The sequence below is a fragment of the Streptococcus sp. 544 genome (genome assembly GCF_013277385.1).
GTDB classification, from domain to species: Bacteria; Bacillota; Bacilli; order Lactobacillales; family Streptococcaceae; genus Streptococcus; species Streptococcus mitis_BA.
On the sequence record NZ_VMMU01000010.1, the window covers coordinates 58657 to 71249 of the forward strand.

A 12593-nucleotide genomic window follows, 5' to 3' on the forward strand; every position below is an offset into this window, starting at 1 on the left:
AATGGTTCATACTGCTCTACTGATTATCGATATGCAAAAAGCATTTGATAACCCTATCTGGGGAGAACGGAACAACCCTCAAGCTGAACAACAAGCATTGAGGATACTGGCATACTTTCGTAAACACGCTCTTCCAGTCTTACATGTTCAACACATATCTGACAATCCCCAGTCACAATTTCATAACAAACAAAATCAGGTGTTTAAAAGTGGATTTGAACCAGTTGCTTCAGAACCTGTCTTTCAAAAAACGGTTAATAGCGCCTTTATTGGAACAAATCTTGAAGCCTATTTACGAAAAAATCAGATTTGTCATTTAGTCGTTGTTGGTTTGACCCTGCCTCATTGTGTATCTACTACGACACGAATGGCAGCAAATCTTGGTTTTGAAGTCACTTTACTAGCAGATGCTACTGCCAGTTTTACCCTATCTAACAAAAACGGTCAAGTCATCTCTCCTGAGACTATCCATGAGATTAATCTCCTTTCTCTACAAGATGAGTTTGCTCAAATTCTTACTACAGAAGAATTTTTAACCCAAGTACAAGTATAAAATAAGAGTCTGGGACAAAAGTCTAGCCTTAAATATAAAAAGCGAACAAAACGAGTTATCTGACACTCAGAATTCTGTCTTGTTCGCTTTTTTGTCTAATCTATCGATTTTTAAAATTTATAATAAAGAATTCCTAAAATCAAAATCTTTTTGTCCCAGACTCTTTTATTTCAATCGATAGGTTTTTCTTGGTTTCTTTTTAGGTACTCGTTTGAGTCCGACTTCTTCTACATATTCTCCATATTTTACGAGAAAGTTATTGCTGACGATTGGACGACCGGGGTTGATAAGATTGACCAGTTCAGTCCCTTCGTATACAGTGAACTCCTCCTCTAGCAGATAAAGGAAGGTCGGATTCCAGTCAAGTCGACCTTGGATTCGTTTGATGGATTCTTGGATAATGGCATAATGGTCAAAAGCGAAGGCTTGCTCCTCCAACTCTACTCCCTCTAAGAAGCACTTGCCCGTCTGAAAATCGACATCTACGAAAACGACATCCTTGGCATAGTCTCCTGCTTGAACAAGTTCTAATGCACGACTAGGCAAATAAACCAAGTGGGCAATGGTCACTGTCCAGCCCCGTGGGTCACGGCCGGGAGTCGATACGGTCATCAATTGCTCGATTTTTTCCAAAGGAAGATCGAGATTGACTTCTTCTCTCACCTCACGCTGACAGGCATGCGCAGCGTCTTCGCCCTTGTCCATAAATCCTCCAACCAGAGCCAAACAATTTTGATAAGGGTGAGCCTTGCGTCGAATTAATAAGAGCTTGATCTTTCCTTCGACAAAGCAGTAGGCTACCATATCCACCGTCACACTTGGTTTTTCGTATTGAGGGAGTTCCTGCTTGTAGTACCAATCTAAAAACTCTTCCTGACTGGCATGGATTTCAAAATATTCTCTCTCTGTCATCCCAGCTGGAATCATCGTGTCCGCCATTTTATGCCTCCTTACGAACTGCCTTGGTCCATTGGTACCAACCTACTAGACTATTGAGAGTGTAAACCCAGTACATCCCTTGGATATGGATCTTTTCACCCCACCAGAGATAGATACTAAAGAGATTGGTTGCAATCCAGAAAATCCATTGCTCACGGTAAAGACGTGTCATCAAGAGCTGACCAACACCATTGGTCGCATCGGTAACACTATCACAGAAAGGGCGAGCACTATGGATACTTTGGTAAGCTAAGCCCATACCAATCCAAATGATAGCAGTCAAGGCTAAGTACTTGAGCCAGTCAAGCACAGATAATTTCTTGGCTTCAAAGTGAGATTCTTCTGCTTTTCCTTGGTCATTAATACGGTTGGACAGCCAAGCATAGAGGCCAATCGGCTGCATGACAAAGAAGTAAACTGTCGTCAAAACTTCGCCATAAAAAGTCGCATTCATGGCCAAAACCAAATAGATAGCAGAGTTAATGGCCCCAAAGAGATAATTGCTTGCACGCCCTTCTGCTACCAAGATAACACAGACAATCCCAGTCCAAGATGCAAACAAGCTCATCCAGTCATGACTTTCTGTATTTTGCGTGAATTCCAAGATCAAGGGAACACTTGACAGGACGATGAGATACAACCACTGGAAAAGACTACGGCCGACAAAGAGATCTTTCCAGAGCAAGTGCATGATTCCTGCAAAACCAATCTTGCGGGCTTCCGCATGGACATTTTTAAAGTTTTCGATAAATTGTGTGATTTTTTCAGTTAGTTTTTTCATAATTTTCTCCTAATCTGCTTGATAAATGGCATCAATAGCCTCTTTTGCAGTTTCATAATTTCCTAGATAATCCTCTGCTAGATAAACTAGTGGAATATTTGCTAAGTAGCGCTCCCTCATCTGATCCAAATGCTGGGAAAAACTATGACGAATATGGTCTTCTGCCATAGTCATATCTCTAAATCCGTCATTGACATAGGAGCCGACAGGCTGCACAAAGAGAATCAAGTCCCATTTCTCCTTAGCCAATATCGAGACAAAGAGATTATCAAAAGTCTCTCCCGATAAGTCCCCTTGATCCTCAGTCTCCATGTAATAATCATAGTAGCCCTTGGTTACTAAGGAGTTGGTGTCTGCTACCACCAGTCCCCTATTGGCATTACTGTCAATTAACTTAGAGGTCTGGTCATACTGCCCCAACAGGATATAATAGTAATCTTTTGGAGTCAATTCATCGTCGCGGACATTGTTTTTGATCTGGTATTCACGCGCGTATTCCAGACTAACGGGTGCATCGTAATACCTAGCCAAATCCTTGGCCAAAGTTGTCTTCCCATTGCTAGCACTTCCCATAATCAACACTTTCTTTGTAAACTGACGTCGGAAGGGTTGAGCAATATATTTCCAATATTTGCTTGGATTTTCTCGAATCATAGTCGCTGAGATACCAAACTTTCTTTCTTGCAAGACAGTCTCAAAGCCACGATTAGACAATTCTTGCTGGTAGTCTGCTTCTCCCACAAAGAAAATTAGTTCTTGCTGGTTTTTATCATAGGAAATCTCCGCTAACATTTGGTCCAACCACTCCTGCCAACCCATAGGGTAACGAGGAAGATTGATTTCATCTAACTTGCAGACAGAGGTCAACTCGTCATCACGAAAGGCCTCTCGGATATAGCGAAATCTTTTTTGAAGCGTTAAGCCTACCTGTTCCCCTCTGTCTCCCTCATAGCCTGAAACGACAACCCAAACCTGGTCACACTGCCGCTTTGCACACTGGATCAGATCGATATGCCCTTGATGAAGCGGAGCAAAGGTTCCAAATACCACTGCTGTTTTCTTTTTCATAAATGCATTGCCTTTTTATAATTTTCGATATTTTCATTGTCTATGTTTTTATTATAAACTATATTTTTATTTCGTCAATAGATTTTTATTATTTTTTATAAAAAAGTAGCAAAAAAGAGAATCAAGATTTCTCCTGATTCTCCATTTTTATACAATATCAAATTTTAACTGGCCTGCTTTGACACCAATCTTAAGTGTGCTGCCTGCCTCTAATTCTCCCTTGAGAAGAAGTTCTGCTAACTTGTCTTCCACTTCTGTTTGTAGGGTTCTGCGAAGTGGACGAGCTCCCATCTCTGGGTCATATCCTTGATTGGCCAACAATTTCAGTGCGGAAGTTTGTAATTTCAAGTCAATACCTTTTTCAGCCAAACTTGCCACTAAAGGTTTGACCATAATCTTCACCACTTCCTGCATATGGTCGCTAGACAGGCTATGGAAGACCACCTTTTCATCAATACGGTTAATAAACTCAGGTCTATAAGCTTTTTTCAGCTCTTCAAACATGCGTTTTTCCATATTTTCCTGATCAAAACGAATGTCCTTAGCTCCAAATCCGACAGTCTTGTCATCACGAAGGGCTGTCGCACCAAGGTTTGACGTCATGATGATAATGGTATTTGAAAAATCAACCTTGCGCCCCTTGCTATCTGTCAAGACACCATCATCCAAGACCTGTAAGAGAACATTAAAGATATCAGGGTGGGCCTTCTCTACTTCGTCAAAGAGGAGAACGGAATAGGGTTTGTTGCGAACCTTCTCGGTCAACTCCCCACCTTCTTCGTAGCCCACATAACCCGGAGGAGCTCCATTGAGACGGCTGGCTGCAAATTTCTCCATATACTCACTCATATCAAAGCGGATAAGGGCTGATTCGTCATCAAAAAGAACTTCTGCCAGAGCCTTGGCCAATTCGGTCTTCCCGACACCTGTGGGTCCTAGGAACATAAAGGAACCAATCGGACGCTTATGACTGCGAATCCCTGACTGGTTGCGACGAATCGCACGGCTAATGCTTGAAACTGCTTGATCTTGACCGATGACACGTTTGTGTAGTTCAGCTTCCAAATTCAAGTATTTCTTGGCATCCGTTTGAGTCAGTTTTTGGACTGGAATACCTGACAAGCGACTCAAGGTGGTCAAAATATCAGACTCTGTCACCAAGACTTTATAGACAGGCACTTCCTCTTCTTTAGCAATTAGTTGAGCAGCTTGTTTCCACTTACCATCCATCAAGGCCTTGTCAGCTGGACTCAAACCTGAATCGTCTGCTTTTACATTTTTAGTTTTATTTTGCACTGTTGCCGCTGCTTCATCCAAGAGATCGATAGCAGAGTCTGGCAAGTGACGACTGGTTAAGTAACGATGCGCCATCTTAACCGCTGTTTCAACCGCTTCATCTGTGATTTGTACCCGGTGATGTTTCTCATAAGTCGCCTTCAAACCTTGTAAAATGGTCATGCTGTCTGCCACACTTGGCTCTTCAATCGTTACTTTGGCGAAACGACGAGAAAGGGCCGCATCTTTTTCGATGTGTTTTTGGTATTCTTCCTGAGTGGTGGCACCAACCGTTCTCAAAGTTCCACGCGCCAAGGCTGGTTTTAAGATATTGGCCGCATCCAGAGTTGAATCAATCCCGCTCCCAGAACCCATGATAGTGTGAAGTTCATCGATAAAGAGGATGACTTGGCCATCTTTTTCAATATCCTTGATGATATTATTCATGCGTTCTTCAAAGTCACCACGGAAGCGCGTCCCTGCAACGACATTCATCAAATCAAGCTCTAACACGCGCATCTTAGCCATTTCAACAGGCACATCCTCACTAGCAATACGCTGAGCAAGACCAAGCGCCAGAGCAGTTTTCCCGACACCAGCATCCCCAACCAAGACAGGATTATTCTTGGTTTTCCGACTCAAAATTTGAATCATACGCGAGATTTCCTTATCCCGACCGATGACTGGTTCTAACTTGCCAGAACGCGCTTGCTCTGTCAAATCATGCGTATAGTCCTCGAGACCACCACTAGGAGTCTGCGGCATGCCCATCATATTGGCCATAGAATTTTGCTTGTCAGCTACTGTACGATGGCGTTGGCGTAGAGCCTTGAGATCTTCTCGAGTCCAGCCTGCACGTTCTTCTAGATTGCGACGAAGGGCAGCAATCTTGACCTGATCTTTCTTGTCTTCATAAGAAAAACCAGCCCTCTCCAAGATACGAGTCGCCAAGGCATTGCCATCATGCAAAATCGCATAGAGGACGTGCTCCGTCCCTAGCACCTTAGCATGGACCACTGACGCTACATACTCTGCTTCGTCAAAAAGAACCTGCAAACGATGGGAGAACGGCAATTCCGTAAAGGTTTCATCCTGGCTATAGTCTGTTTCAGTCAGTTCCAAAGCGACCTCTTCTAAACGGTCCATCTCATATGGATAATCATTTAAAGTCGCCCCTGCCACACTATAACTGTGATTGGACATGGCAATCAACAAGTGCCAAGACTCTAGGTAACGAGCTCCAAAATGGCCAGCAACCATGTAGGCACTTTCGATACATTCATTCAATGCTTTTGAATAGTTCATCTTACTTCCCTTTTCTATCTACCTCTTGTATGACCTGTCGTAGCATGTTTGCTCGAACAACTGGAGCTTCTTCTCCTAGAACGCGATCCAAAGCTACTGCCACCAGCAAATTCATCTCCTGCTTGGTCATCAATTCCTGCTCAACCAAAAGCTGCAGAATATCCTCATAAATTTCTTGACTAACTCGCTCACCAATCGAGTAAAGCAGCTCCCTGAGCATTTCATGATGACTAGAAAACTCAATCCGTCCTATACGAATGTAGCCTCCGCCACCACGTTTACTTTCAACCAAGTAGCCTCTACTTTCAGTAAAGCGTGTCTTGATCACATAGTTAATCTGACTAGGGACAACCTGAAAGGTATCTGCCAACTGACTACGTTGTAACTCCACGATACCAGATTGATCTAAAATCGCCTTGATGTAGGCCTCAATATGATCCGATGTATTTTTAAATCTCATTACAAACCCACCTCTCTCTTTAAACCTTGACTATCTTTGACTATTATACCGAAATTTTCTCATTTTTAAAAGAAAAAGGGCGCTGGTAAAGGATAATCTTCACCAACTCCCTATTTTTCTACTTATCTAAGCCTAATTCTGCTAAGATTTGACGTTTGTAGGCAATCTTTTGAACTTCCTTGTCCTCACTTTCAGACCAATCTAGTTTAATTTCTGAAACAATTTGCCCAGGGCGATTTTTCAAAATATAGATGCGGTCGCTGAGACTGAGGGCCTCCTCGATACTATGCGTGATGATCAAGGTTGTTAGCTGCAACTGCTTGTGAATCTCAAGGTACCAAGCGTGTAGTTCCATCTTTGTCATCTCATCCAAGGCACTAAAGGCCTCATCTAAGAGAAAGAGCTTGTGCCCGAAAAGGTAAGTCCGGAGTAAGGCTACACGCTGGCGCATCCCACCACTGAGTTCATGAGGGTATTTATCTCTTACAGCTGTCAACTGGAAGGTCGCAAGAATGTCATCTGCGCGAGCAATAGCTTCTGCCTTATCCACCTTTTGAATCAAGAGGGGCAGAATGATATTACCAAGCACCGTCTTGTGCTCCAAGAGCAGATCCTTTTGCAACATATAACTCACGCGCCCCTTGGGATTTTCTTCACCATCAAGGACAATTCTCCCTGACTGAACTTCTAAAATCCCCGCAATTAAGTTGAAAAGCGTAGTCTTACCAACACCACTTGGGCCTAAGATAGAAACCACTTCTCCTGAAGTCACCTGCAGGTTAATGTCCTCTAAAATCCTCTCTTGACCATAGGCATAACTGACGTGTTCTAGTCTAATCTCTGTCATTATTTCACAAATTCGTTGGTGAAGCCTTTGTCTGTCAAGTCTTCTTTAAGGATACCATTTTCTTTATCCCATTTGTAGAAGGCATTCCAGCGAGCTGCATCAAATTGACCCCATTTTTCCTTGTCGCTTGCGTATTCTTTTGACAAGTATTTTTGAGATTCGATGACAAAGTCACGTTTTTCCTTGAGTTCAGGTGCATTTTTGATGAGGATATCAGCTGCTTCTTCTGGATGCTCCATAGCATATTGGTAACCTTTTTTGATAGCTTGGATGACTTTACGAGCTTCTTCTTTATTGTCTTTCAGATAGTCGTTGTTTGCGATGATAACTGGTGAATAGTAGTCAAACTCCTTGACATAGTCTTTCAAATACATGAAGTTAGCATCTACACCTTGAGATTTAGCAAGAATTCCATCCCAACCGTAGTAAATCCAAGCAGCGTCAAAGACACCATTGGCAATCGGTGTGATTGAGTTTGAGTCGTTGTTTGGTACTTTTTCAACTTTTTCAAAGTCCCCACCTTGTGATTCTACCAAGGTTTTCAACATAGCCAGTTCAGTTGGGTCATTCCAAGTTCCGTATTTCTTACCAACCAAGTCTTTTGGACTGCTTACATTGTCAGATTTACGAGAGATGATTCCTGATGTATTGTGTTCAACAATAGCTGCAACGGCAGTAATTCCTGCCCCTTTTTCCAATTTCTTAGCCATGTAGTCTTGGAAATACACTGCAAATGGTGCCTTACCATTGATAACCAAGTCAGAAGAACTTTCTTCTGGTGGCAATTTCAAATCAACATCCACTCCAGCTTCTTTGAAATAACCTTTTTCCTTGGCAACATAAAGCCCTGTGTGATTGGTATTTGGCGTCCAGTCTAGGATAAAGTCAATCTTCTTGAGTTCTGCCTCTTTGTTATCCTTAGAAGTAGTTCCTTGACCACAGGCCACAAGCACAACAGCTACAAGAGCTGTCACAAGCGTTAAAAACACTTTCCATGTTTTCTTCATTTTGATTTCCTCTTTTCTTTTTCAGAAACATTCTTATTCTAAGAACGTTTCCATTTAATAACATATTTCTCGCTGATATCGACCAACTTCATACCCAAAAGGCTGATAATCGATACCAGAATAATAATAGCAAACATGGTATCATACTGAAACAGTTTCTTGGACTGAATCATGTAGACACCTAGTCCTTCAAAGCCTCCCAACCACTCAGATACCACTGTTGTGATAAAGGCGTAGGAGACACTGACCCTCAGACCTGCATAAAAGTAGGGCAGGCTGACTGGAATTTTAAAATGCCACAGGATTTGCCAAGGCTTGGCCCGCATCAGACTAAACAAGGTCAACATATCCTTGTCACAATGCCTAAAACCGTCCAAAATGCTGACGATGATAGGAAAAGTTGTCGTCAAGATAATCAGGACAATCTTGGGCAGAATGCCATAACCTAGCCACAAGACCAAGATAGGAGCTATGGCAATGGTCGGGATAGTCTGAACAACCACCATCATAGGGTAAATCAGGTCATTGAGCCAAGTCAAACTGTCCATGAGTACAGCCATGAGACAGGCAATCAAGACTCCCAAAATTAGACCTAGCAAAGCCACTCTCAAGGTCGCCCAGCTATGGTGCCAGAGAAATTCTCTATCACGCACAAAAGACTGGAGGATCTCAAGAGGAGTTGGCAGGATAAACTTGGGGAGAAGTTTAAGAAAACCTGCTAACTGCCAGATTGACAAGACTCCCAGAAAGCCCAATAGACTAATGTGTCGTCTCAGTATACTTTTCAAGTTTCTCATCAATACTTAAAATCTCTCCTACATTTATTTTGACATTGGCAAAGACATTATCTGCCTCCTGCCCTGCCACTTCCAGCGCTTCTTTGAGAATACGCATGAGCTCATCAAACTCCCCTTCCAAGACCGTTTCAAATGGTGTCACCACCATGGTCACTTCTTGAGCTTGCAGGTAAGCAATGACCTGATCGATAACAGCTATCCGATCAATCCCCTGCGCTAGGGGTAAAACTTGCAAGGCAATGCTTGCTTTCATAAAAACCTCCTCTTCTCGTTTTCCTTTGACAAAAAGAAAAACCTTTACCATATATGGAAAAGGTCAAGAATAGACTAAGTATCGTTCCCTACGCTGGCATTACCCAGATCAGGTGCGGTCGAAGTTTAACACTTCCTCTCAGACTGTACACAGACTCCCATATATTATATAGATATATGATAGCGCAAAATAAGAAAAATGTCAAGGAAACTGCTTACAGAAAAGAGCAGGAAAAATTTCCTACTCCAATTTTCTATACTCGTTCTCCATCACTGTTTACTCTGTAGCCATCCACCGTCGTATTAACAGCTAAGACACCTGAAGAGTAAGAATAATACCACTTACCAGAAACTTGATACCAGCCTGTTTTCATTGCCCCTGAACTATCCAGATAATACCACGAGCCATTTTCCTTTAACCAGCCTATCTGCATTTCACCAGATGATTTCAAATAATACCAGCTAGATCCATCTTTCAACCATCCCGTTGATTTAGACCCATTTGATTTGAAATGATACCAACTACCATTTATTTTCTTCCAACCGACAGTCGATCCATTATTTGAGCTATAATTAGAGCTATTCCCTGATTGGTTCTGATAATTCTGTGAAGAAGTCACACCCTCTAACTGGATATAACGACGACTTCCGTTATAAGCCGTATAACTCAACCACTTGTAGCCGTCTTTTTCGAGAATTTGATCATAATGAACCTTCTCCCCAGGATAATAGTAATCAATCGCAGTTGCGCTAACTAATGGCTGATTTTTGATAGCAGACTTGCTCTTAAAATAATGTGTTCCTCCTGTTGAAGAAAGACTAGAATTACCTAGAGGATTTTTATTCACAGCCTCCAATTGAACATAACGATAGCTTCCGTTATAAGCTGTATAACTCAACCACTTGTAGCCGTCTTTTTCGAGAATTTGATCATAATGAACATTCTCCCCAGGATAATAGTAATCAATCGCAGTTGCGCTAGCTAGTGGCTGATTTTTGATAGCAGACTTAGACTTGAAATAATGTGTTCCTCCTGTTGAAACTGAGGTTTGACTATTCCCAACACTGCCACCAGCCAAATCTTTAAAATGAATAAATCCTGTCATCATATTTGCTTTTATACTTCGTTTATTATAGGCTTCTGTATAACCATAGTTATATTCCTCGATCTCAATCTGATCTCCCATTACATTTGACACCCAGGCAACATGCCCATAAGTTCCTGCAGTAGACCAAGCAATGGAGCCAATCGTCGGTGTATTATCTACACGATAGCCTTCACGACGAGCACGATGCCCCCATTCATTCGCATTTCCATAAGCCCTTGGAATCTCAAAACCATTGACATTACTCAAACGAAAGGCTGCAAAAGAAGTACACTGACGAGAATACATGCGCCACTGATCAATCTCCTGGCTCCCATTTTTATAATGAACAGGATAATCATCCCCACGCGCAATCGATCCATTTCCTCCAGAATAGGCATATACACTATCACTCGCTGCTAACATCAATCCTACTACTAAAAAAGGAACAACCTTTTTAGCTGATTTTCTGAAAGAAAACCTTGTCTCTGTTACTTTAAACGGTAAAATTTTCATTCTTCCTCCTTGAAAATAATATAAATCGAAGATTACCTTCACTTAAACTATTCGGAGAAAAAAGAAAAAGTGAGAAAATTTCTCACTTTAGTCCAGATAATGAATTAGATTTTTTTCTGTAAGGATATCTGAGTAAGTAAAGGATTCAACGTAAACATTAGCCTGTTTATCTCCTTCCACATTCCCAAATTCCACAATAAATAGGGATGGATAAACTTCAATTAACTTACCCAATCTATTTTTTTGACGCTTACGCCCATTTTCCAAGGTCATTTCAATTACATGACCCTCATGTGCCTTGATTTCCTCTTTGATTTTTTTCATCTTAGCTACATCTGTAAATGCATCTGTCATTTTATGCCTCCCTTTTTGAGATACTTGAAAATTTATTGTATTCTTTTTGGAAAATCAATTCCACTGTTCCACGAGCTCCACTACGGTTTTTCTCGATAATAACTTCCACCTTATTATTTGGGATACCGTCCTCTTCTTCACCACCACGCTCATAGTAATCGTCACGATAGAGAAAAGCTACGATATCAGCATCTTGCTCAATAGACCCAGATTCACGAATATCAGACAAGACTGGTCTTTTATCCTGACGTTGTTCTACACCACGAGAAAGCTGACTTAGAGCAATTACTGGAACTTTCAGTTCTTTTGCTAGGATTTTCAACTGACGTGAAATTTCTGAAACTTCTTGTTGGCGGTTTTCTCGCCCAGTTCCCGTGATAAGCTGCAAGTAATCTATCAAAATCAAACCAAGATTACCCGTTTCTTGAGCAAGTTTGCGTGAGCGAGAACGAATTTCCGTGATTCGAATCCCTGGCGTATCATCGATATAGATACTCGCGTTGGCTAGATTCCCTTGAGCAATGGTATACTTTTGCCATTCCTCATCAGTCAATTGCCCCGTACGGATAGAATGGGATTCCACCAAACCTTCTGCCGCCAACATACGATCCACTAGACTTTCCGCACCCATTTCCAGTGAAAAAATAGCAACCGTTTTGTCCAACTTGGTCCCAATATTCTGAGCAATATTCAAGGCAAAGGCTGTCTTACCAACCGCCGGACGAGCTGCTAAGATAATCAACTCCTCCTCATGAAGACCAGTCGTCATATGATCTAAATCACGATAGCCTGTCGCAATACCTGTAATATCAGTCGTTTGCTGCGAGCGAGCTTCCAGATTTCCAAAGTTGATATTCAACACATCTCGAATGTTCTTAAATCCACTTCGATTAGCATTTTCACTGACATCAATCAGGCCTTTTTCTGCCTGAGCAATGATTTCATCAGCTGGTTGCGAAGCCTCGTAAGCTTGATTGACAGACTCTGTCAACTTGGAGATTAATCGCCGTAGCATTGCTTTTTCTGCAACAATCTTAGCATAGTACTCCGCATTAGCAGAAGTTGGCACAGAATTGACAATCTCAACCAAGTAAGACAAGCCACCAATATTCTGTAAATCACCTTGATTATCAAGAATGGTACGAACCGTTGTTGCATCTATAGCATCGCCACGATCGGATAAATCAACCATAGCTTGGAAAATCAAACGATGGGCATACTTAAAAAAGTCCCGAGACTCAATATATTCTCGCACAAAAACAAGTTTACTCTCATCAATAAAGATAGCCCCCAAAACAGATTGCTCAGCTAAGATATCTTGAGGTTGTACTCGTAACTCTTCTACTTCTGCCAT

General features: G+C 41.8%; 13 protein-coding genes and 1 riboswitch. Of the genes, 1 reads left to right on the plus strand and 12 read right to left on the minus strand.

What is annotated here, in order from left to right:
* Position 1 precedes the first annotated feature (1 nt).
* Positions 2 to 553: a cysteine hydrolase family protein gene (locus HT728_RS05790; protein ID WP_172925430.1), complete on the plus strand. Its 552-nt coding sequence runs from the start codon at positions 2 to 4 to the stop codon at positions 551 to 553.
* Positions 554 to 718: 165 nt separating this feature from the next.
* Here HT728_RS05790 and HT728_RS05795 read toward each other — a convergent pair whose 3' ends face one another.
* The 12 genes from HT728_RS05795 to dnaB form a co-directional block, all read right to left on the minus strand.
* On the minus strand, positions 719 to 1492 hold the full coding sequence (locus HT728_RS05795) for an NUDIX hydrolase (protein WP_173234320.1): 774 nt from the start codon (positions 1490 to 1492) through the stop codon (positions 719 to 721).
* A gap of 1 nt (position 1493) precedes the next feature.
* Positions 1494 to 2273, minus strand: coding sequence for a nicotinamide riboside transporter PnuC (gene pnuC, locus HT728_RS05800; protein ID WP_173234323.1), 780 nt, complete (start codon positions 2271 to 2273; stop codon positions 1494 to 1496).
* A gap of 9 nt (positions 2274 to 2282) precedes the next feature.
* On the minus strand, positions 2283 to 3341 hold the full coding sequence (locus HT728_RS05805) for an AAA family ATPase (RefSeq protein WP_172925428.1): 1059 nt from the start codon (positions 3339 to 3341) through the stop codon (positions 2283 to 2285).
* 147 nt (positions 3342 to 3488) lie between these two features.
* On the minus strand, positions 3489 to 5921 hold the full coding sequence (locus tag HT728_RS05810; protein ID WP_173234325.1) for an ATP-dependent Clp protease ATP-binding subunit: 2433 nt from the start codon (positions 5919 to 5921) through the stop codon (positions 3489 to 3491).
* A 1-nt stretch (position 5922) separates the two neighbouring features.
* On the minus strand, positions 5923 to 6381 hold the full coding sequence (locus tag HT728_RS05815; RefSeq protein ID WP_004261972.1) for a CtsR family transcriptional regulator: 459 nt from the start codon (positions 6379 to 6381) through the stop codon (positions 5923 to 5925).
* Positions 6382 to 6499: 118 nt separating this feature from the next.
* Positions 6500 to 7228, minus strand: coding sequence for an ABC transporter ATP-binding protein (locus HT728_RS05820; protein WP_173234327.1), 729 nt, complete (start codon positions 7226 to 7228; stop codon positions 6500 to 6502).
* Positions 7228 to 8235: an ABC transporter substrate-binding protein gene (locus HT728_RS05825; protein ID WP_050136943.1), complete on the minus strand. Its 1008-nt coding sequence runs from the start codon at positions 8233 to 8235 to the stop codon at positions 7228 to 7230. The genes HT728_RS05820 and HT728_RS05825 overlap by 1 nt, the downstream gene beginning before the upstream one ends.
* A gap of 38 nt (positions 8236 to 8273) precedes the next feature.
* Entirely contained in the window at positions 8274 to 9032 is a 759-nt protein-coding gene (locus HT728_RS05830; RefSeq protein ID WP_001245134.1) for an ABC transporter permease, read from the minus strand.
* Positions 8995 to 9285, minus strand: coding sequence for a thiamine-binding protein (locus HT728_RS05835; protein WP_000647659.1), 291 nt, complete (start codon positions 9283 to 9285; stop codon positions 8995 to 8997). Before HT728_RS05835 ends, HT728_RS05830 begins: the two co-directional genes overlap by 38 nt.
* A 68-nt stretch (positions 9286 to 9353) precedes the next feature.
* Positions 9354 to 9456, minus strand: a riboswitch (TPP riboswitch).
* Between the two features lie 82 nt (positions 9457 to 9538).
* Positions 9539 to 10885: a choline binding-anchored murein hydrolase CbpD gene (gene cbpD / locus HT728_RS05840; protein ID WP_173234328.1), complete on the minus strand. Its 1347-nt coding sequence runs from the start codon at positions 10883 to 10885 to the stop codon at positions 9539 to 9541.
* An 87-nt stretch (positions 10886 to 10972) separates the two neighbouring features.
* Complete coding sequence (locus tag HT728_RS05845; protein ID WP_000128619.1) at positions 10973 to 11239, minus strand: Veg family protein; 267 nt, start codon at positions 11237 to 11239, stop codon at positions 10973 to 10975.
* Position 11240: 1 nt separating this feature from the next.
* Entirely contained in the window at positions 11241 to 12593 is a 1353-nt protein-coding gene (gene dnaB, locus HT728_RS05850; protein WP_112444677.1) for a replicative DNA helicase, read from the minus strand.